The 26,558-nt window shown below is 53.4% G+C and carries 26 protein-coding genes, 1 rRNA gene and 1 other annotated feature; of the genes, 10 read left to right on the top strand and 17 right to left on the bottom strand.

What is annotated here, in order from left to right:
* From FHC49_RS10355 to rluD, 4 genes are all read right to left on the bottom strand, one after another.
* Positions 1-89: ribosomal RNA gene (locus FHC49_RS10355) — 16S ribosomal RNA — on the bottom strand; the annotation flags it as partial.
* A gap of 437 nt (positions 90-526) precedes the next feature.
* The gene (clpB, locus tag FHC49_RS10350) at positions 527-3,100 is read right to left on the bottom strand and encodes an ATP-dependent chaperone ClpB (RefSeq protein WP_185668773.1); all 2,574 of its coding nucleotides are present in this window, start codon (positions 3,098-3,100) and stop codon (positions 527-529) included.
* Positions 3,101-3,229: 129 nt separating this feature from the next.
* Entirely contained in the window at positions 3,230-3,961 is a 732-nt protein-coding gene (yfiH, locus tag FHC49_RS10345; protein WP_220439699.1) for a purine nucleoside phosphorylase YfiH, read from the bottom strand.
* Positions 3,958-4,938 (bottom strand): 23S rRNA pseudouridine(1911/1915/1917) synthase RluD, encoded by a 981-nt coding sequence (gene rluD / locus FHC49_RS10340; RefSeq protein WP_035894959.1) that lies wholly within the window; start codon positions 4,936-4,938, stop codon positions 3,958-3,960. The genes yfiH and rluD overlap by 4 nt, the downstream gene beginning before the upstream one ends.
* Positions 4,939-5,070: 132 nt before the next feature.
* On the opposite strand from rluD, the gene bamD reads away from it, so the two are divergent.
* The 3 genes from bamD to pheA all read left to right on the top strand — a co-directional run bounded on the left by bamD (position 5,071) and on the right by pheA (position 7,855).
* Positions 5,071-5,814 (top strand): outer membrane protein assembly factor BamD, encoded by a 744-nt coding sequence (gene bamD / locus FHC49_RS10335; RefSeq protein WP_062779280.1) that lies wholly within the window; start codon positions 5,071-5,073, stop codon positions 5,812-5,814.
* Between the two features lie 274 nt (positions 5,815-6,088).
* Positions 6,089-6,430, top strand: coding sequence for a ribosome-associated translation inhibitor RaiA (raiA, locus tag FHC49_RS10330; protein ID WP_185668771.1), 342 nt, complete (start codon positions 6,089-6,091; stop codon positions 6,428-6,430).
* 116 nt (positions 6,431-6,546) lie between these two features.
* Positions 6,547-6,671, top strand: a sequence feature (Phe leader region).
* Between the two features lie 23 nt (positions 6,672-6,694).
* Positions 6,695-7,855: a bifunctional chorismate mutase/prephenate dehydratase gene (gene pheA / locus FHC49_RS10325; protein ID WP_185668780.1), complete on the top strand. Its 1,161-nt coding sequence runs from the start codon at positions 6,695-6,697 to the stop codon at positions 7,853-7,855.
* Here the strand turns inward: pheA and FHC49_RS10320 are convergent.
* The 5 genes from FHC49_RS10320 to FHC49_RS10300 form a co-directional block, all read right to left on the bottom strand.
* Entirely contained in the window at positions 7,852-8,724 is an 873-nt protein-coding gene (locus tag FHC49_RS10320) for an SMP-30/gluconolactonase/LRE family protein (protein WP_185668770.1), read from the bottom strand. The genes pheA and FHC49_RS10320 overlap by 4 nt on opposite strands.
* Positions 8,725-8,786: 62 nt before the next feature.
* A complete protein-coding gene (tyrA, locus tag FHC49_RS10315; protein ID WP_035894955.1) occupies positions 8,787-9,908 on the bottom strand; it encodes a bifunctional chorismate mutase/prephenate dehydrogenase in 1,122 nt (373 codons plus the stop codon).
* Positions 9,909-9,917: 9 nt separating this feature from the next.
* Entirely contained in the window at positions 9,918-10,988 is a 1,071-nt protein-coding gene (gene aroF / locus FHC49_RS10310) for a 3-deoxy-7-phosphoheptulonate synthase AroF (RefSeq protein ID WP_185668768.1), read from the bottom strand.
* A gap of 226 nt (positions 10,989-11,214) precedes the next feature.
* Complete coding sequence (locus FHC49_RS10305; protein WP_220439698.1) at positions 11,215-12,585, bottom strand: PepSY domain-containing protein; 1,371 nt, start codon at positions 12,583-12,585, stop codon at positions 11,215-11,217.
* A gap of 55 nt (positions 12,586-12,640) precedes the next feature.
* The gene (locus tag FHC49_RS10300; RefSeq protein ID WP_317983857.1) at positions 12,641-13,048 is read right to left on the bottom strand and encodes a DUF2946 domain-containing protein; all 408 of its coding nucleotides are present in this window, start codon (positions 13,046-13,048) and stop codon (positions 12,641-12,643) included.
* Between the two features lie 857 nt (positions 13,049-13,905).
* Between FHC49_RS10300 and FHC49_RS10295 the strand changes: the two genes are divergently transcribed.
* Complete coding sequence (locus tag FHC49_RS10295) at positions 13,906-15,150, top strand: YadA-like family protein (protein WP_220439697.1); 1,245 nt, start codon at positions 13,906-13,908, stop codon at positions 15,148-15,150.
* 135 nt (positions 15,151-15,285) lie between these two features.
* Here the strand turns inward: FHC49_RS10295 and rplS are convergent, their stop codons facing one another.
* The 5 genes from rplS to ffh form a co-directional block, all read right to left on the bottom strand.
* Positions 15,286-15,633: a 50S ribosomal protein L19 gene (gene rplS / locus FHC49_RS10290; protein WP_006687325.1), complete on the bottom strand. Its 348-nt coding sequence runs from the start codon at positions 15,631-15,633 to the stop codon at positions 15,286-15,288.
* A gap of 41 nt (positions 15,634-15,674) precedes the next feature.
* Positions 15,675-16,442, bottom strand: a complete 768-nt coding sequence (trmD, locus tag FHC49_RS10285) for a tRNA (guanosine(37)-N1)-methyltransferase TrmD (RefSeq protein ID WP_035894947.1) — start codon at positions 16,440-16,442, stop codon at positions 15,675-15,677.
* 30 nt (positions 16,443-16,472) lie between these two features.
* A complete protein-coding gene (gene rimM, locus FHC49_RS10280; RefSeq protein ID WP_035894946.1) occupies positions 16,473-17,021 on the bottom strand; it encodes a ribosome maturation factor RimM in 549 nt (182 codons plus the stop codon).
* An 18-nt stretch (positions 17,022-17,039) separates the two neighbouring features.
* Positions 17,040-17,288: a 30S ribosomal protein S16 gene (rpsP, locus tag FHC49_RS10275; RefSeq protein ID WP_185064520.1), complete on the bottom strand. Its 249-nt coding sequence runs from the start codon at positions 17,286-17,288 to the stop codon at positions 17,040-17,042.
* Between the two features lie 222 nt (positions 17,289-17,510).
* Entirely contained in the window at positions 17,511-18,875 is a 1,365-nt protein-coding gene (gene ffh / locus FHC49_RS10270) for a signal recognition particle protein (protein WP_185668765.1), read from the bottom strand.
* 225 nt (positions 18,876-19,100) lie between these two features.
* Between ffh and FHC49_RS10265 the strand changes: the two genes are divergently transcribed.
* Complete coding sequence (locus FHC49_RS10265; RefSeq protein WP_185668764.1) at positions 19,101-19,892, top strand: inner membrane protein YpjD; 792 nt, start codon at positions 19,101-19,103, stop codon at positions 19,890-19,892.
* 16 nt (positions 19,893-19,908) lie between these two features.
* A complete protein-coding gene (locus tag FHC49_RS10260; protein ID WP_185668763.1) occupies positions 19,909-21,195 on the top strand; it encodes an HlyC/CorC family transporter in 1,287 nt (428 codons plus the stop codon).
* Between the two features lie 43 nt (positions 21,196-21,238).
* Here the strand turns inward: FHC49_RS10260 and grpE are convergent, their stop codons facing one another.
* Complete coding sequence (grpE, locus tag FHC49_RS10255; protein ID WP_185668762.1) at positions 21,239-21,832, bottom strand: nucleotide exchange factor GrpE; 594 nt, start codon at positions 21,830-21,832, stop codon at positions 21,239-21,241.
* A gap of 121 nt (positions 21,833-21,953) precedes the next feature.
* Here grpE and nadK point away from each other — a divergent pair, with 121 nt between their 5' ends.
* From nadK to bamE, 3 genes are all read left to right on the top strand, one after another.
* Entirely contained in the window at positions 21,954-22,832 is an 879-nt protein-coding gene (gene nadK / locus FHC49_RS10250) for an NAD(+) kinase (protein ID WP_185668761.1), read from the top strand.
* A gap of 84 nt (positions 22,833-22,916) precedes the next feature.
* Positions 22,917-24,578: a DNA repair protein RecN gene (gene recN / locus FHC49_RS10245; RefSeq protein WP_220439696.1), complete on the top strand. Its 1,662-nt coding sequence runs from the start codon at positions 22,917-22,919 to the stop codon at positions 24,576-24,578.
* A gap of 148 nt (positions 24,579-24,726) precedes the next feature.
* The gene (gene bamE / locus FHC49_RS10240) at positions 24,727-25,065 is read left to right on the top strand and encodes an outer membrane protein assembly factor BamE (protein WP_035894936.1); all 339 of its coding nucleotides are present in this window, start codon (positions 24,727-24,729) and stop codon (positions 25,063-25,065) included.
* A gap of 146 nt (positions 25,066-25,211) precedes the next feature.
* On the opposite strand, the gene FHC49_RS10235 is transcribed toward bamE, so the two are convergent.
* Positions 25,212-25,496: an RnfH family protein gene (locus tag FHC49_RS10235; RefSeq protein ID WP_185668759.1), complete on the bottom strand. Its 285-nt coding sequence runs from the start codon at positions 25,494-25,496 to the stop codon at positions 25,212-25,214.
* On the bottom strand, positions 25,486-25,923 hold the full coding sequence (locus tag FHC49_RS10230; RefSeq protein ID WP_220439695.1) for a type II toxin-antitoxin system RatA family toxin: 438 nt from the start codon (positions 25,921-25,923) through the stop codon (positions 25,486-25,488). Before FHC49_RS10230 ends, FHC49_RS10235 begins: the two co-directional genes overlap by 11 nt.
* A gap of 151 nt (positions 25,924-26,074) precedes the next feature.
* Between FHC49_RS10230 and smpB the strand changes: the two genes are divergently transcribed.
* Positions 26,075-26,557 (top strand): SsrA-binding protein SmpB, encoded by a 483-nt coding sequence (gene smpB, locus FHC49_RS10225; protein WP_035894933.1) that lies wholly within the window; start codon positions 26,075-26,077, stop codon positions 26,555-26,557.
* The last annotated feature ends 1 nt before the right edge of the window (position 26,558 follow it).

Genomic DNA, 26,558 nt, shown 5'->3' with positions numbered 1-26,558 from the left:
AGAGCAAGCTCTCTGTGCTACCGTTCGACTTGCATGTGTTAGGCCTGCCGCCAGCGTTCAATCTGAGCCATGATCAAACTCTTCAATTTAAGTTTGATGCTCGTGAATTAAACTTTGTAATGAATTACGTGTTCACTCAGAGACTTGAGTATTCATTTATCGTCTTGCGACGTTAAGAATCCGTATCTTCGAGTGCCCACACAGATTGTCTGATAAATTGTTAAAGAGCAGTGCCGCTTCGCTTTGTCAGCGGCGCGGGATGTTCATATTACGCTTTCCCGCTTGAGAGTCAAGCGTTTATTTTCGCTTTCGTCTCTCGAGATTCTCAGGAGAACCTCGCTAACCCGGCGGCTTGTTTGCCGTTGTTCCGTGTCAGTGGAGGCGCATTATAGGGAGATACTGAGAAGTCGCAAGCATAAATTATAAAAAACTTATCGTTCGCTTATTTTTCATTCAACCCTCTTATTTTTGCCTGGTTTTTAAACAAAAACGAGCCCCGAAGGGCTCGTTTTCTTCTTTTTGTGACTTACTGCACTGCCACAATCTGATCGTCTTTGACTTCCAGGCGGATAACTTTGCCAGGAATCAGCTCGCCGGACAGAATCTGCTGGGCCAGCGGGTTTTCGATCTGCTGCTGGATAGCTCGTTTCAACGGACGTGCACCATATACCGGATCGTAACCATTCTGACTCAGCAACTGCAGCGCTTCATCAGACATCTGCGTTTCGTAGCCACGCTCTTCCAGACGCTGGTACAGACGCTGCAGCTGAATCTGGGCAATCGACGCAATATGTTTTTCACCCAACGGATGGAAGACAACCACTTCATCTATACGGTTGATGAACTCTGGACGGAAGCTGTGGCTGACCACGCCCAGTACCAGATCTTTCATATGCCCGTAGTCCAGTTCGCCGAAACGTTCCTGAATCAGGTCGGAACCGAGGTTAGAGGTCATGATGACCACCGTGTTACGGAAGTCGACCGTTCTCCCCTGCCCGTCGGTCAGACGACCGTCGTCCAGAACCTGCAGCAGAATGTTGAACACATCCGGATGCGCCTTCTCGACTTCATCCAGCAGGATGACAGAATAAGGACGACGACGAACCGCTTCCGTCAGATAACCGCCCTCTTCATAACCAACATATCCCGGAGGCGCACCGACCAGACGAGACACGGAGTGTTTCTCCATAAACTCGGACATGTCGATACGCACCATGGCGTCGTCGCTGTCGAACATAAAGTTAGCCAGCGCTTTACACAGTTCGGTTTTACCTACCCCGGTTGGCCCCAGGAACAGGAATGAACCAATCGGACGGTTAGGATCGGACAGCCCGGCACGGCTACGGCGAATCGCATTCGATACCGCTTCAACCGCTTCGTTCTGCCCAATCACGCGGCTGTGCAGATCCTGCTCCATACGCAGCAGTTTCTCACGTTCGCCTTCCAGCATGCGGGCAACCGGGATACCAGTCCAGCGTGCCAGCACTTCGGCAATCTCTGCATCCGTCACTTTATTACGTAACAGGCGCATGGTTTTACCCTCAGACTGCGTTGCCGCTTCCAGCTGTTTTTCCAGCTCTGGAATTTTGCCGTACTGCAGCTCGGACATCCGCGCCAGATCGCCGACGCGACGCGCCTGCTCGATGGCAATTTTCGCCTGCTCCAGTTCAGCCTTAATCGTCTGCGTACCGGAGAGGGAGGCTTTTTCCGCTTTCCACTCTTCTTCTAACTCAGAGTACTGACGCTCTTTATCGCTCAGCTCATCGTTCAGCATGTCGAGACGTTTCTTACTCGCCTCATCAGACTCTTTCATTAGTGCCTGCTGTTCCAGCTTCAGCTGAATGATACGGCGGTCGAGTCGGTCGAGCTCTTCCGGCTTCGAGTCAATCTGCATACGAATACTGGACGCCGCTTCATCGATAAGGTCGATAGCTTTATCCGGCAACTGACGGTCGGCGATATAGCGGTGAGACAGCGTTGCTGCCGCCACAATTGCTGGGTCAGTAATCTGCACGTGGTGGTGCAGTTCATAACGTTCTTTCAAACCACGCAGAATCGCGATGGTGTCTTCCACCGAAGGCTCAGCGACAAACACTTTCTGGAATCGACGTTCCAGCGCCGCATCTTTTTCGATGTACTGGCGATATTCATCCAGCGTCGTTGCGCCTACGCAGTGGAGTTCCCCACGCGCCAGCGCCGGTTTTAGCATGTTGCCAGCATCCATCGCGCCGTCGGCTTTACCCGCCCCGACCATGGTATGCAGCTCATCGATAAACAGGATGACATTGCCTTCCTGTTTCGCCAGGTCGTTCAGTACGCCTTTCAGACGCTCTTCAAACTCACCGCGGTATTTCGCCCCGGCCACCAGCGCGCCCATATCCAGCGCCAGTACACGGCGGCCTTTTAAGCCTTCCGGAACTTCACCGTTAATAATGCGCTGTGCCAGCCCTTCAACAATGGCCGTTTTACCGACGCCCGGTTCACCGATTAACACCGGGTTGTTTTTCGTACGACGCTGCAGTACCTGGATGGTACGGCGAATTTCTTCATCACGGCCGATAACCGGGTCAAGTTTGCCCTGCTCGGCGCGCTCGGTCAGATCGACCGTGTATTTTTTCAATGCCTGACGTTGGTCTTCGGCACCCTGGTCATTCACGCTTTCACCCCCGCGCATCTGTTCAATAGCCTGAGTAATATTGGCCGTTGTCGCCCCCGCTGATTTCAGCAGGTCGGTCAGAGTGCCACGTGACTCAAGCGCCGCCAGAACGAACAGCTCTGACGAAATAAAGTTGTCGTTACGTTTTTGCGCCAGCTTGTCGCAAAGATTCAACACGCGCATCAGATCCTGAGACGGCTGCACGTCTCCACCGGTGCCTTCCACCTGAGGTAAACGGCTCAATGCCTGATCGATAGCGGTACGCAACTGGCCAGCATTAATGCCAGCAGAGGTTAATAAAGGACGTACCGAGCCCCCTTCCTGATTCAGCAAGGCGCTCATTAAATGAAGAGGTTCGATAAATTGGTTGTCGTGCCCCAGTGCGAGCGACTGGGCATCGGCAAGAGCAAGCTGGAATTTATTGGTAAGACGATCCAGACGCATGACTCCTCCCATACTAGGTCAAATTTGCTACAGGAGATTAAATGAGGTCATCCCTCAATTATTCAAGGTTAAATGACCTGGTCAATGAGAAAAAAATGTCTGCCTTCTGGATCGTCTTGATTCTATAGGTTATATCAGCCAGATGAAACTTGCCATACGACCCGTAGTACGGTCACGGCGGTAAGAGAAGAAATCATCTTTTTCGCTGAAGGTACAGCGGTCACCGCCAAAGAGTGCGGTTACGCCGATATTCCCCAAGCGCTGACGCGCCAGCTGGTAGATATCAGCATAGTATTTTTCGCCGGCAGGACGGAAGGCGCTAACCGCATTGGCATCTTTCGCCATAAACGCTTCACGCACTTCCGGGCCGACTTCGAAAGCCAGCGGCCCAATCGCCGGGCCAAGCCAGGCAATAATGTTCTCTGGGCTATCTTTGAAGCAGGCAACGGTCTCTTCCAGCACGCCGTCGCACAGCCCGCGCCATCCGGCATGCGCTGCGGCGACTTCGGTTCCAGCTTTATTACAGAAAAGCACCGGCAGACAATCGGCTGTCATCACCGCACACACGGTCCCGGGCGTATTGCTATAGGAAGCATCGGCGCGCTTAGAGGCATAAGGTTCACCGGTCAGATGCAGAACCTCTTTACCGTGCACCTGCTCAAGCCACACCGGTTTCGACGGCAGTTTACCTGCCGCGAACATACGCTTACGGTTCTCTTCTACGTGCTCCAGGTTATCGCCACAGTGGGCGCCGAGATTCAGAGAATCCCACGCCCCTTCGCTAACCCCGCCCACGCGCGTTGAACTGCAGGCCGCTACGCTTGCTGGCAGCGGCCACTCCGGGACAATGATTTTGGTCATAGCCAGTCTACGTCATCCTTATGTTCTTCAAAGTCGTCGCGCATCACCGCAATCAGATCAACCATATCCTGCGGGATTGGCGCATGCCATTCCATTTCAATCCCCGAAATCGGGTGATAGAGACGCAGCATGGTCGCGTGAAGCGCCTGACGGTCAAACTTACGCAGTACGGAAATGAACTCATCCGATGCGCCTTTCGGCGGACGCGGGCGTCCACCATAGACCTGATCGCCCACCAGCGGATGGGTGATATGCGCCATGTGCACGCGGATCTGGTGCGTACGTCCGGTTTCCAGACGTAGCCGCAGACGCGTGTGCACACGGAAGTGTTCCATAATGCGATAGTGCGTTACCGCCGGTTTACCCATCGGGTGTACCGCCATGTGCGTACGCTTGGTCGGGTGACGGCTGATCGGTTCTTCAACGCTACCGCCTGCGGTCATGTGGCCAATCGCGACCGCTTCGTACTCGCGGGTGATCTCACGCAGCTGCAGCGATTCCACCAGACGCGTTTGCGCCGGAACGGTTTTCGCCACCACCATCAAACCGGTCGTGTCTTTATCCAGACGGTGTACGATGCCCGCACGCGGTACATCGGCAATCGGCGGATAGTAGTGCAGCAGCGCGTTCAGTACCGTGCCGTCCGGGTTACCAGCGCCAGGGTGCACCACGAGGTCACGTGGTTTGTTGATGACCATGATGTCGTCATCTTCATAAACGATATCGAGTGGGATATCCTGCGCTTCAAAGCGGATCTCTTCGTCAATTTCGGCGTCAATAGAGACGGTTTCGCCGCCCATGACTTTCTCTTTTGGCTTGTCTGAAACTTTGCCATTTACCTGTACGCGTTGGTCGAGGATCCATTCTTTTATGCGCGAACGCGAATAATCAGGGAACATTTCGGCCAAAGCCTGATCTAAGCGTTGTCCAAGTTGTGACTCGGACACCGTTGCGGTGAGTTGTACTCGTTGTGCCATATACAGCTTCTTCGTTAACGTTGGGTTTTTACGGCTTCGCCGTTTAATATAGTGTGCTATTGTAGCTGGTCTTAATCGGGAACAGGAACTATGAATATCCCGTATAAACATTTTGAGGAAAGTCAAAACGTCATGACGCGCATGAAATATCTGGTGGCAGCGGCCACGTTGAGCCTGGCTTTGGCGGGGTGCTCTGGTTCAAAGGACGAAGTTCCTGATAATCCGCCTAATGAAATCTACGCAACTGCTCAGCAAAAGCTGCAGGACGGTAACTGGAAACAGGCAATAACGCAACTGGAAGCGTTGGATAACCGCTATCCGTTTGGACCATATTCTCAGCAGGTTCAGCTGGATCTGATCTACGCATACTATAAAAATGCCGATCTGCCGCTGGCCCAGGCCGCAATTGACCGTTTCATCCGTCTGAATCCAACCCATCCGAACATCGACTACGTGATGTACATGCGTGGTCTGACGAATATGGCGCTGGATGATAGCGCGCTGCAGGGCTTCTTCGGCGTCGATCGTTCCGACCGCGATCCGCAGCACGCGCGTGACGCATTCAATGACTTCTCGAAGCTGGTGCGCGGCTACCCGAACAGTCAGTACGTCACCGATGCCAACAAGCGTCTGGTCTTCCTGAAAGATCGTCTGGCGAAATATGAACTTTCCGTTGTTGATTACTACACTGCACGTGGTGCATGGGTAGCCGTGGTTAACCGCACTGAAAACATGATGCGTAACTACCCGGACACTCAGGCCACCCGCGATGCGCTTCCGAAGATGGAAAACGCCTATCGTGAAATGCAGATGACCGCGCAGGCTGACAAAGTCGCAAAAATCATTGCGGCCAACAGCAAAAACACTCAGTCCTGATTCGGACAATCCTATCAAGCAAAACGGCAGCCCTGAGGCTGCCGTTTTTTTATTCGTTTTACGTCATTGCTGAAGCGGTTTAGCTCCAGGTCATCCTATCAAATATGGCTGCATTTTCCCGAACCGACAAGTAAAAAATCACTTCTTCCTGTCCTGACTCACAAAATGAATGCACTGACAAAAAGTGACAAAATAATGTGATCTTAATCACACATTTTAACCAAATCCGAGGTATGCTGGAATCACCAAGACGGAAAGACAAGAGGTAAAATTTATGACAATGAACATTACCAGTAAACAAATGGAAATTACTCCGGCTATTCGCCAGCATGTCGCAGACCGTCTCTCAAAATTGGAAAAATGGCAAACCCACTTAATCAACCCACATATCATCCTGTCCAAAGAGCCACAGGGATTTGTAGCGGACGCCACGATGAATACCCCGAACGGGCATCTGGTCGCCAGCGCTAAACATGAAGATATGTACACCGCCATTAACGAATTGATCAACAAGCTGGAACGGCAGCTCAATAAGGTGCAACACAAAGGGGAAGCCCGTCGCGCCACCACATCGGTGAAAGACGCAAGCTTCGTAGAAGAAGTTGAAGAAGAGTAAACTGAACTTTGTACTTTAATGTGTATCGCCAACGCGCCTTCGGGCGCGTTTTTTATTGACAGAACGAAAACAGAGCGGGTACTGTAAAACCTCACCACACTAAGGAATTAACCTGCTGTGATACGACTACCGCTTTTCTTCGCATTCTTTTTTACCTTCCCCTGATTGGGAGGCGTTTCGTCGTGTGATAAAGAATGCGAAGACGAACAATAAGGCCTCCCACCCGGGAGGCCTTTTTTATTGATAACAAGAAAGGCAAACATGATGACTTCGGAAAACCCGTTACTGGCAATACGCGATAAGATAAGCGCCCTCGATGAAAAACTGGTCAGCCTGCTGGCAGAACGCCGCGGCCTCGCCGTGGAAGTTGGCAAAGCCAAGCTGGCCTCCCATCGCCCGGTGCGCGACATCGACCGCGAGCGTGACCTGCTGGAGCGTCTTATCACCATCGGCAAAACCCACCAGCTTGATGCGCACTACATCACGCGACTGTTCCAGCTCATCATTGAAGATTCGGTACTCACCCAGCAAACCCTGCTGCAACAGCATTTAAACCAGATTAACCCGCACTCAGCGCGCATCGCGTTTCTGGGACCAAAAGGGTCGTACTCCCATCTGGCGGCACGTCAGTACGCCGCTCGCCACTTTGAACAGTTCATCGAAAGCGGCTGCCTGAAGTTCGCCGATATCTTTAATCAGGTCGAGACCGGTCAGGCCGACTACGCCGTCGTGCCGATTGAAAATACCAGCTCCGGCGGGATTAACGATGTCTACGATCTGTTGCAGCACACCAGCCTGTCGATTGTGGGCGAGATGACGGTGCCTATCGACCACTGCGTGCTGGTGAACGGTACGACGACGCTTGAAACCATCGAGACGGTCTACAGCCACCCACAGCCGTTCCAGCAGTGCAGCCAGTTCCTGAGCCACTACCCGCAGTGGAAAATTGTGTACACCGAGAGCACCTCGGCGGCGATGGAAAAAGTGGCGCAGGCCAACTCCCCGACCGTTGCCGCGCTGGGCAGTGAAGCCGGTGGCAAGCTGTACGGCCTGCAGGTACTGGAGCATTGCCAGGCTAACCAGACGCAGAACATTACCCGCTTCCTGGTGCTGGCACGCAAATCGGTGAACGTCTCCGATCAGGTTCCAGCGAAAACGACCCTGCTTATCGCGACCGGACAACAGGCCGGTGCGCTGGTTGAAGCGCTGCTGGTCCTGCGCAACCACAACCTGATCATGACCAAGCTCGAATCACGTCCTATTCATGGCAACCCGTGGGAAGAGATGTTTTATCTCGACATCCAGGCCAACCTGGAATCCCTGCCGATGCAAAAGGCGCTGAAAGAACTCTCTGGGATCACCCGTTCCATGAAAGTGCTGGGCTGCTACCCAAGCGAAAACGTGGTCCCCGTCGACCCGGTTTAACGTTCAATAAACGGCAGCTTCTTCATCCCTGCTACCTCTACCGGCAGGGTGAAGATGGCGCCGGAAAGCGGATACTGCGCCACCTCCTCCGCCGACATATTCTCGCGGGTGGTGGTGATAAACAGCGTGCGCCTATCCGCGCCACCAAAGCACACCATCGTCGGGCAGCGCACCGGCAAACGATACTCGGCGAGCTGTTCACCCGTTGGTGAGAAGCGTGCAATCCGCCAGCCGTCAAACATCGCGCTCCAGTAGCATCCTTCTTCGTCGATAGCCGCCCCGTCAGGAATGCCTTCTCCCGCTTTAAACTGACGAAACACCTCACGCTTTTGCGGCTCGCCATGCTCATCCAGCGGCGTACGATAAATCACGCCGTTTGGCGTATCCGAGGTATACATCCAGCGTTTATCTTCGCTAAAGGCCAGCCCGTTGGCGCCGTGAATATCGCACTGCACCACTTTCGGCGTCAGCTGATTATCAATCCGCACCAGCAGCGCGCCGTTATAGTCACCCGGTCCCCAGAAGGTGCCGGCGTAAAAGCGCCCATCACGGTCAGTACCGCCGTCGTTAAAGCGTGCCAGCTGAGGGTTACTCGGGTTATCGCAAACTTTATGCTGCAGCAGTCCACGGCTGTCGGCAAGCCAGATGGCGCTGCGTAGAGCGACAATAAAGCCACCGTTTTCCCGCAGGGAAAAACAGCCCACCTCTTCCGGGAACTGTAAAACCCGGTGCTCACCGGTCGCCAGCGCATAGCGGTGAATTTCACACTCCATGATATCGGCCCAGTAAAGCGCTTGTTCCGCTTCGCTCCAGGTCGGGCATTCCGGCAGGTGGCCGGTGTAATCAAACAGCAGGTTTGCGTCAGCCATTCTGTTCATCCCATAAAAAAAGCCAGAGGATTTCCCCTGGCTTTCAAGTATATACAGTTTCGTTATTGTCGACTGTCGTTCGCCTGCCGTAACAGGACGCGGCTCTCACTCTGGAAGCGCTGCGCGTAGTCACCGAACCAGTGTTCAACTTTGCGGAAGCTGTCGATAAACGCCTGCTTGTTCCCCTGCTCCAGCAGGCCGATAGCCTCACCAAAGCGCTGGTAGTAGCGTTTAATCAGCGCCAGGTTGTTACCGGACGACATAATGATGTCAGCATACAGCTGCGGGTCCTGAGCGAACAGTCGCCCAACCATCGCCAGTTCGAGGCGGTAAATCGGTGACGAGAGCGCCAGCAGTTGCTCTAGCTGGACGTTCTCTTCCGCCAGATGCAGTCCGTAAGCGAAGGTCGCAAAGTGGCGCAGCGCCTGGATAAAGGCCATGTTCTGGTCGTGCTCTACTGCGCTGATGCGATGCAGACGCGCGCCCCAGACCTGAATCTGTTCGAGGAACCACTGGTACGCTTCCGGCTGACGGCCATCGCAGTACACCACCACCTGTTTTGCCAGGCTGCCGCTGTCCGGGCCAAACATCGGGTGCAGCCCTAAAACGGGGCCCTGGTGCGCGGAAAGCATGGCCTGTAACGGGCCCGCTTTCACCGACGCCAGATCGACAAGAATACAATCCGCTGGCAGCGGCGGCAGCTTCTCAATGATTTGCTCGGTCACGTGGATAGGGACGCTGACAATCACCATTCCGGCGTCAGCGACCAACTCTGGCGCGCGTGCCCAGTCATCTTTCTCCAGCGTCCGTACCTGATAGCCTGACAGCGTCAGCATCTTTTCAAACAGCCGACCCATCTGGCCACCGCCACCCACGATCACCACCGGGCGCAGCGACGGACACAGGGTTTTAAAGCCTTTGTCGTTTTCGCTGGAGTAAGATTCACGCATTACGCGACGCAGCACATCTTCAATCAAATCGGGCGGCACGCCCAACGCGGCCGCTTCTTTGCGGCGTGAAGCCAGCATAGAAGCTTCACGCTCCGGGACATAAATCGGTAAGCCATATTTGCTTTTGACTTCCCCGACTTCCGCCACCAGTTCCAGGCGCTTAGCCAGCAGGCTCAGCAGCGCTTTATCTACTTCATCAATTTGATCGCGCAGCGCGGTCAGTTCAGCAACCATACAATCCTCTTACGCCAGACGAGCCGCCAGATGGCCACGCAAATCCTTGTCGAGCTCACGCAGCAGCGCATCCGTCGCTTCCCAGCTGATGCAAGCATCGGTGACCGATACGCCGTATTTCATCTCACAGCGCGGCTGCTCGGAAGACTGGTTACCTTCGTGAATATTGCTCTCAATCATCAGACCAATAATGGAACGGTTACCATCCTTGATCTGTGCGACAACGGATTCCGCCACCGCAGGCTGACGGCGGTAGTCTTTATTGGAATTACCATGACTGCAATCTACCATCAGCGATGCGCGCAGTCCTGCTTGTTCCATCTCTTTTTCACACTGCGCTACATCTTCCGGGCCGTAGTTCGGTTTTTTACCGCCGCGCAGGATCACATGGCCATCCGGGTTACCCTGAGTACGCAGCAGGCAGACCTGACCGGCCTGGTTGATACCGACAAAGCGGTGTGGCATCGCCGCCGCACGCATGGCGTTGATAGCGGTCGCCAGTGAACCATCGGTACCGTTTTTGAAACCAACCGGCATCGACAGACCAGACGCCATTTCACGGTGGGTTTGAGATTCGGTAGTACGCGCACCAATCGCAGACCAGCTAAACAGGTCGCCCAGGTATTGTGGGCTGTTCGGGTCCAGCGCTTCGGTTGCCAGCGGCAGCCCCATGCTGACCAGTTCTACCAACAAATTACGCGCAATTTTCAGACCACCTTCCACATCAAACGAGCCATCCATGTGCGGATCGTTGATAAGCCCTTTCCAGCCAACGGTAGTACGAGGCTTTTCAAAATAGACGCGCATAACCAGGTAGAGGCTATCGCTGACCTCTTCCGCAAGGGTTTTAAATCGACGCGCGTATTCGATGGCAGCTTCAGGATCGTGAATAGAGCAAGGCCCACACACTACCAGCAGGCGCGGATCGCGGCCGGCGATAATGTCAGAAATCGTTTTACGTGACTGGGCGATTTGCGCTTCCTGCTCAACGGTGAGCGGGAATTCAGCTTTCAACTGATCCGGGGTGATCAGAATCTGTTCATCGGCGATATTTACGTTATTCAGCGCGTCTTTTTGCATGTTGGCATTACCTGTTATGGCTCGTTTGCGATAGTGGTTTCCTCAATGAGGTGCAGCCACAATATCATAACGAGTAAAGATTTCAATCCAAAATCCGTAAATTATTGTTTACAGATGCCATTTAATCGCAAAATAATCGCCCAATAAATGTAAATAAAAAATTACACAGATAAAAAAGGCGAGCACCTGCGTGCTCGCCCTACGATCCACAACGGCACTGAGGCCGCTACTCAGCCGTCTGCGACACCCGCTGAACCACCGTATTACGCCAGCGTAGCCAGTCGATAATCACAAACAGTAGCAGGCTCGCCCCCATCACCGGCAACGCCAGGCCGAACGCTATCGCCAGCAGTAGTGTGAGAACCCTGCCAGGGAGAGCCAGCGCCAGCCAGCTTTGCGCCAACGTCTGGACAGGGCTCACCGATGACTGCGCCGGGCGTTTGATCCACCAGAGACGATAGCCCATGAAAATCGCGACGCAGAGCGCCAGGCCAAACGCCATCAGCAGCAGTTGGTTAGGCAGGCCGAACAGTACGCCCATGTGGAAATCCACGCCCCAACGGGTGAGTTTTGCCATCAGCGGGAAATCGGCAAACTGGGTATAGTCGAGAATAGCCAGCGAGCCGGGATCGATAGCCACCGCATCAACCTGCGTCGGCCAGCGGCGATCGATTTCTGTCACCGTCCAGGCGCGATCCACACTGCGCGGTGGCCGGATTTCGAGATGTGTTGCATCAATACCGCCTCGTTGTGCCACCTGGAGGATCGCATCAATCCGATCCACGGCGATCGGCGGCTCACTCATCACCATACCCTGATGATGAGCATGATGCTCCGCATGCGGGTCCATCACCATCGCCTCACTACCGTGTAGCTGAGTATTCACCTGCGGCGTCAACCAGCCAAAGGTGGCACGAAGCTTATCAACGTTGCCGCCCGCCCATTGGGACCAGGTTAAGCCGGTCGCCGAAAACAGCAGCATGCCAGCAAGCAGGCACCAGCCAAGCGTAACGTGAACGCGGCGGGTATTCTGCAGGCGGTTTTTAATACGGCGTTTTGGCCGGGTAAAGGCCCACAGTGCAACCCCACCCAGCGCAGCAATCCACATCCATGATGCCGCCAGCTCACTATACAAACGCCCGATATCCCCCAACAGCAACGAGCGATGGGCATAATCAATCCACTGGCGCAACGGTAAGATGCCGCTGGTGCCGTAGACTGTCATATCGCCCTTTATCGCGAGGGTTATCGGGTCGATAAAGATCGCGCGATTCTCAGAGGGCGCAAGCGCGGGGTCGTCGAACATCACCCGCGTCGTCTCCCCTGCTTCCAGCGCAGGCCGCACCGCGCTCAGACGCAGCGGTGTACCCAACGAACGTTCAGCCACGGCAATTTGTTCAGCGAGCGAATGCCGTTCACCACTCATCTCCCCTTGCAGCGCCTGACGATACATCAGGTTCTCCAGCTGAGGCGTGGCCACATACAGCGTGCCGGTCAGGGCTGCGACGAAAATAAAAGGCCCGACAAACAGGCCAATAAAAAAATGCAGGCGGCGCAGTAGGTGCACCCATGCCGCCCGCGAGGTGCAGGTTGTCATACTCTTCCTTTATGCAAACGAGAGCGATGAGACGCTAAAGCGTCAGTTATCTTTATTAAGCAGGCAAAGCAGACGGCGCCGGTGGCGCACGGGTATCGGGGAAAAGCCAGGGGAAGTCACGCCAGTGTAAAACCAACGACGGGAAAGGCGCGGTCGTCACCCGAAGCATCAGTGCACTTAGCAAAACGCACAGGGCCAGAATCAGGCCCGGGACATGGGTGAGAAGCACGCAGTAGCCGCAGGCCTCACCGTGATCGATAGGCATGCTTTCAGGGGCAGAATGATGAGCCGACATTGGCATCGACATGCTCATGTCATGATGCATGCCCGGCATGGCGCTCATTGGCGATTGCTGCAGCGACATCGAGATGAGCGGGGCAACAATAATCAACGCCATAGCAAACAGCGCAAGCCAGGCGGCTCGCTGTTTTAGTGCTGTGATGTTGAAGACTCGTCTGCCCACACTGCTCTCCTGCTGCGAGCGAGCATTGTAAATGATTTAACCTCGATATGTTAAGGAATAGTGTTTTCGAAACAAAAAGAATGTGGTTATTTATGGAGAGGGATCGTTCCCTTCTCTTAATTAAGAAACACCCATTGCGATTAATATTTCCATTCCTGCACTAAGATGAGTTTATAGAAAATATATTATATCTTTATAATACATCTTTATAACCCCTACCCACTGCCCAGTAATTATCTTAGCTTGTTATCTATTTCACAGGCATCAGTTTCCTGCGAAATTAAAACCAACATCATTTGTATGATAAATGATCGATATATATTTTATAGTTATTTAATTAAAGTTAAATGTACTTGAGTAAAAAATCACATGGTATAAAAATGATCTATCACGGCAAAAAACTAATAACCATTCTATATCGATAAAAAAACCACTCCGCGACAACAAACATCAAAGTCATTATCAATTACATCAAAAAACATGGCTTTCGAATGAAATTAATACTATTTCCCGACTAAAAAACATTGATAAAAATCAAAGTAATTTGAATGTATACAATCATCAGTTTGAGAGAAAAATTCCTCACAGACCGCTATCCGCGCGACTTTCGCTTATTATTTAACAATTAAACCATTATTTATGAACCTTTATTTAATTTGAATAAATAATATTGAACCTGTATTTTTCACTAAAAATAAAATACCGCCACTTGTGATATTACATCATGAGGGTTCGCTCTGTGCGAATCCTGTAGAGAATAACAATCAATAACGCAACATCACAAAAAAAAGAATTAGCTGCACTAAAACGGTACAGCTATTGCCATCCAATTTAGTAAGATAATGATGAACAGACAAATGCAAAAGACTATCCTTAATATTCTTATCGCCGCGATTATTACATCCCCTATCGCGGCTCACGCGGTACAGGAAAACTACTCAAGTGGTACTTTTAATATCGTTGGCGAGGCTGGCAGCAGCTACGACCTGGAAGCGTTTAACAACGAAACGGCCAATAATGCTGCTAACATCACCCAACAATCCAGCGACTTGCTAAAGGCCAACAGCGCAATCAAGGCTAACACAACCCAGATTGACGAGAACAAGACCAACATCGCTCAGGTCTCCGGTGGCCTGCAATCGGCCAACGATGCGATCAAGGCTAACACAACCCAGATTGACGAGAACAAAACCAATATCGCTCAGGTCTCCGGTGGCCTGAAATCGGCCAACGATGCGATCAAGGCTAACACAACCCAGATTGACGAGAACAAAACCAACATCGCTCAGGTTTCCGGTGGTCTGCAATCAGCCAACGATGCGATCAAGGCTAACACAACCCAGATTGACGAGAACAAAACCAATATCGCTCAGGTCTCCGGTGGCCTGCAATCGGCCAACGATGCGATCAAGGCTAACACAACCCAGATTAATGAGAACAAAACCAACATCGCTCAGGTTTCCGGTGGTCTGCAATCAGCCAACGATGCGATCAAGGCTAACACAACCCAGATTGACGAGAACAAAACCAATATCGCTCAGGTCTCCGGCGGCCTGCAATCAGCTAACGATGCTATCAAGGCTAACACAACCCAGATTGACGAGAACAAAACCAATATCGCTCAGATCTCCGGCGGCCTGCAGGCTACAAGAAATGCAATTAAGATAGACACCGATCAGATCGACCAGAATAAAACTAACATTGCGCAAGTATCTGGTGGCCTTCAATCAACCAGGGCTGCCCAACAAAAAACTGACGTTGCGGTTTCCAGAAACTCAGCAAGTATTGCGGATCATGAACAACGTATTGAGGCATTAGAAAACGGTAATAGTAACTTTGAGAACCTGGATAAAAAGATCGACGAAAACCGCAAACGAGCCTCCGCAGGCATTGCTGGCGTAGCGGCTATGGCAAATATCCCACAGGTACTGAACTCCCAAACGTTCGCAGTAGGGGCTGGTGTAGGTACTACTGACGGTGAATCGGCCCTGGCTGTAGGTTTCTCAACACGAGCAACTGAACATGTAGTGGTAAAAGCGTCGGTCTCTGATGATTCACAGCGGGACTTCGTTGTTGGCGGGGGTGTGGCCTACGGTTGGTAATGCAACCAGAAATCTCATATGAGAAAACCTGCCTCGGCAGGTTTTTTTATATCTACACGATCCACAAAATGCAGGCATAAAAAAGGGCCAGCCTTTCGGCCAGCCCTTTTTAACAGGATGTCGCTTGCGCGAATCTTAGTTAAGACGCTCTTTGATACGAGCAGACTTACCAGTGCGCTCACGCAGGTAGTACAGTTTAGCTTTACGTACAGCACCACGACGTTTAACAGCAATGCTGTCAACAACTGGAGAGTGAGTCTGGAAGACACGCTCAACGCCTTCGCCGTTGGAAATTTTACGAACAGTGAATGCAGAGTGCAGACCGCGGCTACGAATAGCGATAACCACGCCCTCAAATGCCTGCAGACGTTTTTTGGAACCTTCAACAACCCATACTTTCACTTCCACGGTATCACCCGGACGGAAGGAAGGTACGTCCTGCTTCATCTGTTCTTGTTCAAGTTGCTTAATAATGTTGCTCATAATTTAATCTCTTATCCTGGGTAAACTGATATTTGGGGGTCTCAGACCAGCCCATCATGTTTATGTTGCTGTTGTGCGTGTTCCTGTTTGAACTCCGCCAGCAACCTTGCTTGCTCTTCAGTCAGAGCCAGGTTTTCCAGAAGTTCAGGTCTTCTAAGCCAGGAGCGGCCCAGCGACTGCTTCAAACGCCAGCGACGTATCTCAGCATGGTTTCCCGACAGCAGAACCGGCGGTACCTCCATCCCTTCCAACACTTCAGGGCGAGTATAGTGTGGACAGTCCAGCAATCCATCAGCAAACGAATCTTCGAATGCCGAAGCTTCATGGCCCAGTACACCCGGAATAAACCGGGAAACGGAGTCGATCAGCGTCATTGCCGGTAACTCACCACCGCTGAGAACGTAATCACCGATAGACCATTCTTCGTCAATCTCGGTCTGAATCACGCGCTCATCTATGCCTTCGTAGCGACCACATACCAGAATCAGCTTTTGATTCGTGGCCAGTTCGCTGACGCCCGCTTGATCAAGCTTGCGTCCCTGAGGTGACAGATAAATCACCTTCGCGCCTTCACCTGCCGCGGCTTTTGCTGCATGAATGGCGTCCCGTAAAGGTTGCACCATCATTAACATCCCCGGTCCGCCGCCGTAAGGACGATCGTCCACGGTACGGTGCCGGTCATGCGTGAAGTCACGAGGACTCCAGCTCTGGATGTTCAGCAGGCCATTTTTAACTGCCCGGCCAGTTACCCCGTAATCGGTAATTGCGCGGAACATTTCAGGAAACAGGCTAATTATGCCAATCCACATAGCGCCGTCTTTTACCGTTTATCCGGTGGTTTAAAAACCAGGATCCCAATCTACTTCGATAGTACGAGTAGCGAGATCGACTTTCTTGATAACCTGCCCATCGAGGAACGGAACCAACCGCTCCTTGATGCCAAATGCATCTTTCAGGTTTGCCTTAATGACGAGAACGTCATTTGACCCGGTTTCCATCATATCGATGACTTTACCGAGACCGTAGCCTTCAGTGGTCACTACCTGGCAGCCCATCAGGTCTTTCCAGTAATAGCTTCCATCTTCCAGCGCCGGCAGCTGCGAGGAATCCACGATAATTTCGCAGTTCGTCAGCAGATTCGCGGCATCGCGATCGTCAACGCCTTTCAGCTTAATGACGATATCCTGATTGTGGTAGCGCCAGCTTTCCAGCTCAACGGTCTGCCACTGACCCGCCTTCTGGATTAACCAGGGCTGATAGTCAAAAATGCTTTCGGCGTCTTCGGTGGAGGAAAACACTCTGAGCCAACCACGGATACCGTAGGAAGAACCCATTTTCCCCAATACGATCGGATCAACAGGTGCTTGTGCGGTGTGTTGCTTGCTCATCATGACCACCGTGACAGATTAAGCTGCTTTCTTAGCTTCTTTGATCAGCGCAGATACGCGATCAGAGATAGTTGCGCCCTGGCCAACCCAGTGTGCGATACGATCCAGGTCCAGACGGGTGCCTTCTTCAGTCGCAGAAGCGATTGGGTTGAAGAAGCCAACGCGCTCGATGAAGCGACCGTTGCGTGCGTTACGGCTGTCAGTAACAACAACCTGGTAGAACGGACGCTTTTTAGCGCCGTGACGAGCTAAACGAATAGTTACCATAACATCCTCTTGTGTGAATAGAACAACCGGGCCCCATCGAGGGAAGGGGCCCGGTGTCATATTAAAAGCCCGAAAATTTTACTCATTTCTGGGGGAATTGCAATCAACATCTGCCTTTTACCGCACGATAACCAGGGCGTTACCGTCATAGGCAGAGCAAAGTCGGCGTGTTTGTCATTGTCGAAGTGCGCTAACCGAAGCCAGCACACTTCAACGGAGGGATTAACGGCCAGGGAATCCTGGTGGCATCATCCCTTTCATTCCGCGCATCATTTTCATCATGCCGCCCTTCGACTTCATCTTCTTCATCATGCGCTGCATGTCGTCGAACTGCTTCAGCAGACGGTTCACGTCCTGCACCTGCAGGCCACAGCCCTGGGCGATACGACGTTTGCGGGAACCTTTGATGATTTCCGGCTTCGCGCGCTCTTTCAGCGTCATCGAGTTGATGATCGCTTCCATACGCACCAGCACTTTGTCATCCATCTGGGATTTGACGTTGTCCGGGAGCTGACCCATGCCAGGCAGTTTGCCCATCAGGCTTGCCATGCCGCCCATGTTTTTCATCTGCTTAAGCTGGTCTAAGAAGTCGTTCAGGTCGAAACCGTCGCCCTTCTTAAGCTTAGTCGCCAGCTTCTCAGCCTGTGCGCGGTCAACTTTGCTCTCAATATCTTCGATAAGCGACAGCACGTCGCCCATGCCGAGGATACGGGAGGCGATACGATCCGGGTGGAACGGCTCCAGCGCTTCGGTTTTCTCGCCGACGCCGAGGAACTTGATTGGCTTACCGGTAATGTGGCGAATAGAGAGCGCCGCACCGCCGCGCGCATCACCGTCAACCTTGGTCAGCACCACGCCGGTCAGCGGCAGCGCTTCGTTGAAGGCCTTGGCGGTATTCGCCGCATCCTGGCCGGTCATTGCGTCAACGACAAACAGGGTTTCAACCGGCTTGATCGCCGCGTGAACCTGCTTGATTTCGTCCATCATCGCTTCGTCAACGTGCAGACGACCGGCGGTATCCACCAGCAGCACGTCGTAGAATTTCAGCTTCGCTTCTTTCAGCGCCGCGTTAACGATGTCGATAGGCTTCTGGCCCACGTCGGATGGGAAGAAGTCTACGCCAACCTGTTCAGCCAGGGTTTCCAGCTGTTTGATCGCCGCCGGGCGATAAACGTCGGCAGAGACGACCAGCACTTTCTTCTTGTGCTTCTCGCGCAGGAACTTACCGAGCTTACCGACGCTCGTGGTTTTACCCGCACCCTGCAGGCCCGCCATCAGTACTACGGCCGGTGGCTGCGCCGCCAGGTTTAGCGTCTCGTTCTCTTCGCCCATCGCCGAAACCAGTTCGCTACGAACGATTTTGACGAACTCCTGACCTGGGGTCAGGCTCTTATTAACTTCGTGACCAACCGCTTTTTCTTTTACGCGATTGATAAAATCACGCACTACCGGCAGCGCAACGTCAGCCTCCAGCAGCGCCATGCGCACTTCGCGCAGCGTCTCTTTTACGTTGTCTTCAGTAAGGCGTCCACGGCCACTGATATTGCGCAGCGTGCGCGACAAACGATCGGTTAAATTATCAAACATTGTCTCTCGCCTGGGGTGGAAACGTGAGTCGCTAACGCGACCAAAAATACGGAAATTTGCCGGAGTATAACACGACAGCGGAGGAGTTGTGATGCTGCGGTTAGCGCTGCATCACGTTACGCCATTCACATCATCCTTCACCTAGGCTATGCGCCTTGATACAACTCGAATGATTTTGCGTATATACTGCTTCTCTTTCTTCTATTTGACGACTGCCGACACTTTATGCCTGTTTTTGCCCTGCTCGCGCTTGTTGCCTACTCCATCAGCTTGGCGCTGATCATTCCCGGTCTGCTGCAAAAAAACAGCGGCTGGCGGCGTATGGCGATTCTTTCTGCCACCGTTGCCCTGGTGTGCCACGCGTTTGCGCTGGAAGCCCGTATTCTACCGGGCGGTGAAAGCGGGCAGAACCTCAGCCTGTTGAACGTCGGCTCGCTGGTGAGCCTGATGATCTGTACGGTGATGACCATCGTCGCCTCGCGAAACCGCGGCTGGCTGCTGTTGCCTATTGTCTATGCTTTTGCGCTGATCAACCTCGCCTTCGCCACCTTTATGCCCAACGAGTTTATTACTCACCTGGAAGCCACGCCGGGAATGATGGTGCATATCGGTCTGTCGCTGTTCTCCTACGCCACGCTGATTATTGCCGCGCTGTATGCGCTGCAGCTGGCGTGGATTGACTATCAGCTTAAGAACAAGAAGCTGGCGTTCAGCCATGAAATGCCGCCGCTGATGGTCATTGAACGTAAAATGTTTCACATCACCCAGGTTGGCGTCGTGCTGCTCACGCTGACGCTCTGTACCGGCCTGTTTTACATGCATAACCTCTTCAGCATGGAAAATATCGACAAGGCCGTCCTTTCCATCATCGCCTGGTTCGTCTATATCGTCTTGTTATGGGGCCACTATCATGAAGGGTGGCGCGGTCGCCGAGTCGTCTGGTTTAACGTTGCCGGCGCTGGCATCCTGACGCTCGCCTACTTCGGTAGCCGTGTCATTCAACAATTCGTGGGCTAAGTACTAAGGAATCCACTTGGAACATATCTCAACCACCACGCTGATCGTGACGCTGATCATCATGGTGGTCATCTCTGCCTATTTCTCAGGTTCCGAAACCGGCATGATGACGCTGAACCGCTATCGGCTCCGTCATCTGGCAAAACAGGGCAATAAACCGGCGCGTCGCGTCGAAAAGCTGCTGCAAAAGCCTGACCGTCTTATCAGCCTGGTGCTGATTGGCAACAACCTCGTCAACATTCTGGCCTCTGCGCTGGGCACCATCGTCGGCATGCGCCTGTATGGCGACCTGGGCGTCGCCATCGCCACCGGGGTGCTGACCTTCGTAGTGCTGGTATTCGCTGAAGTTCTGCCAAAAACCATCGCCGCCCTCTACCCGGAAAAAGTGGCCTATCCAAGCAGCTTCCTGCTGGCACCGCTGCAAATTCTGATGATGCCACTGGTCTGGTTCCTGAACCTGATTACCCGAATTCTGATGCGCATGATGGGCATAAAAACCGACATCACCATCAGCAGTGCGCTCAGCAAAGACGAACTGCGCACCATCGTGAACGAGTCCCGCTCGCAAATCTCGCGTCGTAACCAGGACATGCTGCTGTCGGTGCTGGATCTCGAAAAAGTCAGCGTTGATGACATCATGGTGCCGCGCAACGAAATCGTCGGCATCAACATCAACGACGACTGGAAATCGATTGTTCGCCAACTCACCCACTCGCCGCACGGCCGCATCGTGCTGTACCGCGACTCGCTGGACGATGCCATTAGCATGCTGCGCGTACGCGAAGCCTATCGCCTGATGACCGAGAAAAAAGAGTTCACCAAAGAGGTGATGCTGCGCGCCGCCGATGAAATCTACTTCGTTCCGGAAGGCACACCGCTCAGCACGCAGTTGGTGAAGTTCCAGCGCAACAAGAAGAAAGTGGGCCTGGTGGTCGACGAGTACGGTGATATTCAGGGGCTGGTGACGGTTGAAGATATTCTGGAAGAGATCGTCGGCGACTTCACCACTTCAATGTCGCCATCGCTGGCCGAAGAGGTTAACCCGCAGAATGATGGCTCGGTGATTATCGACGGCGGCGCCAACGTGCGCGAGCTGAATAAGGCCTTCAACTGGCATCTGCCGGAAGACGAAGCGCGCACTATTAACGGCATCATTGTGGAAGCGTTAGAAGAGATCCCGGCTGCGGGTACGCGCGTGCGCATCGCCCAGTACGATATCGATATTCTCGACGTACAGGATAACGTGATTAAGCAGGTGCAGGTAAATCCGGTGAAGCCGCTTCGGGAAAGCGTGAAGGACTAAAGAATAGCCCCTCTCCCCGCCAGGGGAGAGGGTTAAGCGAAGATTACGCCTTCGCTTTCGCGACGGAGACCATCGCCGCGCGAATGGTACGACCGTTCAGGGTGTAACCCTTCTGCATCACCATCAGCACGTTGCCAGCAGCGACCTCTTCGGACTCAACCATCGCAATGGCCTGGTGTACGTTCGGGTCCATTGGCACGTTGATATCCGCCACAACCTGTACACCAAACTTCGCCACCACGTCCAGCATCGACTTACGGGTCAGCTCGATACCTTCGATCATCGGTGCCATATCTTCGTTGTCTTTGTTCGCCACTTCCAGCGCGCGGTCCAGGCTATCCAGCACCGGCAGCAGTTCGTTGACGAATTTTTCCAGCGCGAACTTGTGCGCCTTCTCAACGTCGATTTCGGTACGGCGACGCAGGTTTTCCATTTCTGCCTTCACGCGCAGGACGCTTTCGCGTTCGCGGGTTTCAGCTTCCGCTAACTGCGATTCGAGGTTCGCAATTTTTTCGTCGCGCGGATCCACCTGGTCAGCAGAAGCGTTTGGTTCAACCGCCTCAACTTCTTCGTGCTGTTCCATGATAATTTCTTCCGGGGATTGCCCCTCAGGCGTTTTCTGTTCTTTACTACTCATGAATTTCTCCGCGTTTTTTCGCAATCATCTCGCTAACTTCGCTTATTATGGGGATCAGATTCCGGGTTTCAAGGGAAGCCATCACATTGTCACCCATCTTCGGCACAAGGACATTCAGAAAATGAACAATCATTTCAAGTGTATCGGTATTGTAGGACACCCACGTCACCCGACGGCGCTGACGACACATGAAATGCTCTATCGTTGGCTGTGCACCAAAGGCTACGAGGTGATTGTTGAACGCCAGATAGCCAAAGAACTCAAGCTGGATAACGTCCAGACCGGCACGCTGGCGGAAATTGGCCAGAAAGCGGATCTGGCGGTGGTGGTCGGCGGCGACGGCAATATGCTTGGCGCGGCCCGCACCCTAGCCCGCTACGACATCAGCGTGATTGGCATTAACCGCGGCAACCTCGGCTTTCTCACCGACCTTGACCCGGACAACGCCCATCAGCAATTAGCCGACGTGCTGGACGGTAACTTTATTGCCGAAAAACGCTTCCTGCTGGAAGCGCAGGTTTGCCAGCAAAACTGTCAGAAGCGCATCAGCACCGCCATCAACGAAGTGGTGCTGCATCCCGGCAAAGTTGCCCATATGATTGAGTTTGAAGTCTATATCGACGAAACCTTTGCCTTCTCCCAGCGCTCCGACGGCTTGATTATCTCTACGCCAACCGGTTCCACGGCCTACTCGCTCTCGGCGGGCGGCCCGATTCTGACGCCTTCTCTGGATGCCATCACCCTGGTGCCGATGTTCCCTCACACGCTGTCGGCGCGTCCGCTGGTAATTAACAGCAACAGCACCATTCGTCTGCGCTTCTCGCACCGCCGCAGTGACCTTGAGATCAGCTGCGACAGCCAGATAGCCCTGCCGATTCAGGAAGGGGAAGATGTGCTGATTCGCCGTAGCGATTACCACCTCAACCTGATCCATCCGAAAGACTACAGCTATTTCAACACATTAAGCACCAAGCTCGGCTGGTCAAAAAAATTGTTCTAATTTTACCGCCGCCTCTTTACTGGATAAAAAACCAGTTTATACTGTATGAAAACACAGTTATGGGTTTTCATACAGGAAGCGGCTATGTTAGCACAACTGACCATCAGCAATTTTGCCATCGTTCGTGAACTTGAAATCGACTTCAACAGCGGCATGACGGCCATCACTGGCGAAACCGGGGCCGGTAAATCAATTGCAATCGATGCCCTCGGTTTATGCCTGGGTGGCCGCGCCGAAGCTGACATGGTTCGTGCTGGCGCCAGCCGCGCCGACCTCTGCGCCCGCTTCGCGCTCAAAGACACCCCTGCCGCTCTGCGCTGGCTTGAAGATAACCAGCTGGAAGATGGCCGCGAGTGCCTGCTGCGCCGCGTCATCAGCAGCGACGGCCGCTCACGCGGCTTTATCAACGGCACCGCCGTGCCGCTGTCGCAGCTGCGTGAACTGGGTCAACTGCTTATCCAGATCCACGGCCAGCACGCGCACCAGCAGCTGGTGAAGCCTGAACATCAGAAAACCCTGCTTGATGCCTACGTCGGTGAGTCAGCGCTCGCACAACAAATGGCCGAACATTACCGTCTGTGGAACCAAAGCTGTCGCGATCTGGCAACCCATCAGCAGCAAAGTCAGGAACGCGCCGCTCGCGCAGAGCTGCTGCAGTATCAGTTGAAAGAGCTTATCGAGTTCCACCCGTTGCCGGGCGAATACGAACAAATTGACGAAGAGTACAAGCGTCTCGCCAACAGCGGGCAGCTTATCGCCACCAGCCAGCATGCGCTGGCCATCCTCGCCGACGGCGAGGACGTCAACCTGCAAAGCCAGCTCTACACCGCCCGCCAGCTGGCAGGTGAACTGGCGAGCATGGACGGCAAACTCGCCGGCGTGCTGGATATGCTGGAAGAAGCGGCCATTCAACTGAGTGAAGCCAGCGACGAACTGCGCCACTACTGCGACCGTCTGGATCTCGACCCAAACCGCCTGTACGAGCTGGAACAGCGTCTGTCAAAACAGATTTCACTGGCACGTAAGCACCAGATTTCGCCGGAAGCGCTTCCGGAGTACTACCAATCCCTGCTCGACGAACAGCAACTGCTCGACGACCAGAGCGACTCGCTGGAGACGCTGAAACACGCGGTGTCTCGTCATCATCAGCTGGCAATGGAAACGGCCCACCAGCTGCATGCGCAGCGTCAGGCAAGCGCTCAGGAGCTTTCACAGCTGATTACCGACAGCATGCACATGCTCTCCATGCCGCACGGCCTGTTCGATATCGACGTCCGCTTTGAAGAGCAGCACCTGACCGCCGAAGGCGCAGACCGCATTGAGTTCCGCGTGACCACCAACCCCGGCCAGCCGCTGCAGGCGATTGCCAAAGTAGCGTCCGGCGGTGAGCTGTCGCGTATTGCGCTAGCCATTCAGGTGATTACCGCGCGCAAAATGGAAACCCCGGCGCTGATCTTCGATGAAGTAGACGTAGGTATCAGCGGCCCGACGGCGGCAGTCGTTGGCAAGCTGCTGCGCCAGCTGGGGGAATCCACTCAGGTGATGTGCGTAACGCACCTGCCGCAGGTTGCAGGCTGTGGCCACCACCACTTCTACGTCAGCAAAGAGACCGACGGCGCGATGACCGAAACGCACATGCAGCCGCTGGACAAACGTGCTCGTCTGCAGGAGCTGGCGCGCCTTCTCGGCGGTAGCGAAGTCACACGGAATACGTTGGCGAACGCGAAAGAGTTGCTGGCCGCATAAACTTTTTTGGTTTCTTAGAGTCTGAGTTCACAATAAAAACGCCGTAAGACCTGATATCAAAGGTTTCCAACTTACCTCAGGTCTATTATCATCGGCACATTACATATGAGCCGCGTACTGCTCGGGCCCGAAAAGGAATCAAATCACTATGCGCTGTAAAACGCTGACTGCTGCCGCAGCGGTTCTTCTGATGATGACTGCAGGCTGTTCCACTCTGGAGCGAGTGGTTTACCGTCCTGATATTAGTCAGGGGAACTATCTGGTACCTAATGATGTTGCCAAAATCCGTGTTGGCATGACGCAACAACAGGTCGCCTATACCTTAGGTACCCCGATGATGACCGACCCGTTCGGCACCAACACCTGGTTCTACGTTTTCCGCCAGCAGCCAGGCCATGAATCCGTCACTCAGCAGACGCTGACCCTGACTTTCAACAGCAGCGGCGTACTGACGAACATCGACAACAAACCAGCGCTGACCAAATAAATCAGCGGCGGTGTGTAGCAGATGCAAAAAAAGCGCTCAATGAGCGCTTTTTTTGCATCTGCAATCGGCGTAGCCCGGCCGAACGCAGTGACGCCGGGGAACTCCCGGAGTCGCTGCTCTCGCACCTCGTCCGGGCTACAGGGTGGTCAGCTTTTTTGCTGAGCGCGCTGGCGACGCAGTTCTTTCGGGTCGGCAATCAGCGGGCGATAAATCTCGACCCTGTCACCGTCGTGAACCACATCGTCAAGCTTTACTGGGCGACTATAAATACCGACTTTATTTTTTGTCAGGTCAATATCATCACGCAGGGTCAGCAGGCCGCTGGCCTGAATGGCCTGCTCCACCGTCGCGCCTTCATCCAGCGTCACCCGCTGCAGATACTGCTTTTGCGGCAGCGCATATGCGACTTCGACGGCAATTTTACCCGGCACTGTAAACCTCGCGAGCGCGCATCGTGAACGCCTGCACCATATTCAGCGCCAGCTCTTTAAAGATGCGGCCGAACGCCAGCTCAATAAGCTTATTGGTAAACTCAAAATCAAGCTGAAACTCAATCTTGCAGGCGTCCTGGCTCAGTGGCGTAAACTTCCAGCCACCAATCAATTTCTTAAACGGCCCATCGACCAGATGCATCAGGATGCTCTGGTTGCTGGTTAACGTATTGCGCGTGGTAAAGGTCTTACTGATGCCTGCCTTAGAGACATCCACCGCCGCCGTCATTTGCGTCGGGCCGGACTCCAGAACACGGCTGCCTGTACAACCGGGGATAAAATCTGGGTAGGCATTCACATCGTTCACCAGTTGATACATTTGCTCCGCGCTGTAGGGAACCAGCGCAGTACGGCTAATCTGAGGCATAGCAATTTCCATTCACGAACACGGCGTAAATAGTATCATTTATCTACTGCTAAAAAAAACGGAGGCGGACTATATCGTGCTAAGATAACCCATTGCGCCTCGCGGGAGCTTGAGGCAGTGTTATTGAGATAAGCGATAAGTTCAGGACATTATGACAAAGAAAAAAGCACACAAACCTGGATCAGCCACGATTGCGCTGAATAAACGCGCCCGCCACGAATACTTTATCGAAGAAGAATTTGAAGCGGGCCTTGCCCTCCAGGGTTGGGAAGTGAAATCCCTGCGCGCAGGTAAAGCCAACATTGGCGACAGCTACGTCATCCTGAAAGACGGCGAAGCCTTCCTGTTTGGCGCGAACTTCACCCCGATGGCCGTAGCATCAACGCACTACGTTTGCGATCCTACACGTACCCGTAAACTGCTGCTTAACCAGCGCGAACTGGACTCGTTGTTCGGGCGTATCAACCGCGAAGGTTACACCGTGGTGGCGCTGTCGCTGTACTGGAAAAACGCCTGGTGTAAGGTAAAAATCGGCGTGGCGAAAGGGAAGAAACAGCACGACAAACGTTCCGATCTGAAAGATCGCGAATGGCAGCTCGATAAAGCCCGCATTATGAAACATGCTGGCCGCTAGT

Origin of the sequence: Kluyvera sp. EC_51, from assembly GCF_019584505.1 — a bacterium.
Classification (GTDB): domain Bacteria; phylum Pseudomonadota; class Gammaproteobacteria; order Enterobacterales; family Enterobacteriaceae; genus Kluyvera; species Kluyvera sichuanensis.
The sequence above is the reverse complement of the archived record's forward strand: the minus strand, read 5'-3'. Positions and strand labels throughout refer to the sequence as shown.

Excerpts from the sequence above, each read along its gene's own strand:
- clpB (WP_185668773.1), bottom strand. The coding sequence starts at position 3,100 with ATGCGTCTGGATCGTCTTACCAATAAATTCCAGCTTGCTCTTGCCGAT.
- yfiH (WP_220439699.1), bottom strand. The coding sequence starts at position 3,961 with ATGACCAAAATCATTGTCCCGGAGTGGCCGCTGCCAGCAAGCGTAGCG.
- rluD (WP_035894959.1), bottom strand. The coding sequence starts at position 4,938 with ATGGCACAACGAGTACAACTCACCGCAACGGTGTCCGAGTCACAACTT.
- bamD (WP_062779280.1), top strand. The coding sequence starts at position 5,071 with ATGACGCGCATGAAATATCTGGTGGCAGCGGCCACGTTGAGCCTGGCT.
- raiA (WP_185668771.1), top strand. The coding sequence starts at position 6,089 with ATGACAATGAACATTACCAGTAAACAAATGGAAATTACTCCGGCTATT.
- pheA (WP_185668780.1), top strand. The coding sequence starts at position 6,695 with ATGACTTCGGAAAACCCGTTACTGGCAATACGCGATAAGATAAGCGCC.
- FHC49_RS10320 (WP_185668770.1), bottom strand. The coding sequence starts at position 8,724 with ATGGCTGACGCAAACCTGCTGTTTGATTACACCGGCCACCTGCCGGAA.
- tyrA (WP_035894955.1), bottom strand. The coding sequence starts at position 9,908 with ATGGTTGCTGAACTGACCGCGCTGCGCGATCAAATTGATGAAGTAGAT.
- aroF (WP_185668768.1), bottom strand. The coding sequence starts at position 10,988 with ATGCAAAAAGACGCGCTGAATAACGTAAATATCGCCGATGAACAGATT.
- FHC49_RS10305 (WP_220439698.1), bottom strand. The coding sequence starts at position 12,585 with ATGACAACCTGCACCTCGCGGGCGGCATGGGTGCACCTACTGCGCCGC.
- FHC49_RS10295 (WP_220439697.1), top strand. The coding sequence starts at position 13,906 with ATGCAAAAGACTATCCTTAATATTCTTATCGCCGCGATTATTACATCC.
- rplS (WP_006687325.1), bottom strand. The coding sequence starts at position 15,633 with ATGAGCAACATTATTAAGCAACTTGAACAAGAACAGATGAAGCAGGAC.
- trmD (WP_035894947.1), bottom strand. The coding sequence starts at position 16,442 with ATGTGGATTGGCATAATTAGCCTGTTTCCTGAAATGTTCCGCGCAATT.
- rimM (WP_035894946.1), bottom strand. The coding sequence starts at position 17,021 with ATGAGCAAGCAACACACCGCACAAGCACCTGTTGATCCGATCGTATTG.
- rpsP (WP_185064520.1), bottom strand. The coding sequence starts at position 17,288 with ATGGTAACTATTCGTTTAGCTCGTCACGGCGCTAAAAAGCGTCCGTTC.
- ffh (WP_185668765.1), bottom strand. The coding sequence starts at position 18,875 with ATGTTTGATAATTTAACCGATCGTTTGTCGCGCACGCTGCGCAATATC.
- FHC49_RS10265 (WP_185668764.1), top strand. The coding sequence starts at position 19,101 with ATGCCTGTTTTTGCCCTGCTCGCGCTTGTTGCCTACTCCATCAGCTTG.
- grpE (WP_185668762.1), bottom strand. The coding sequence starts at position 21,832 with ATGAGTAGTAAAGAACAGAAAACGCCTGAGGGGCAATCCCCGGAAGAA.
- nadK (WP_185668761.1), top strand. The coding sequence starts at position 21,954 with ATGAACAATCATTTCAAGTGTATCGGTATTGTAGGACACCCACGTCAC.
- recN (WP_220439696.1), top strand. The coding sequence starts at position 22,917 with ATGTTAGCACAACTGACCATCAGCAATTTTGCCATCGTTCGTGAACTT.
- bamE (WP_035894936.1), top strand. The coding sequence starts at position 24,727 with ATGCGCTGTAAAACGCTGACTGCTGCCGCAGCGGTTCTTCTGATGATG.
- FHC49_RS10230 (WP_220439695.1), bottom strand. The coding sequence starts at position 25,923 with ATGCCTCAGATTAGCCGTACTGCGCTGGTTCCCTACAGCGCGGAGCAA.
- smpB (WP_035894933.1), top strand. The coding sequence starts at position 26,075 with ATGACAAAGAAAAAAGCACACAAACCTGGATCAGCCACGATTGCGCTG.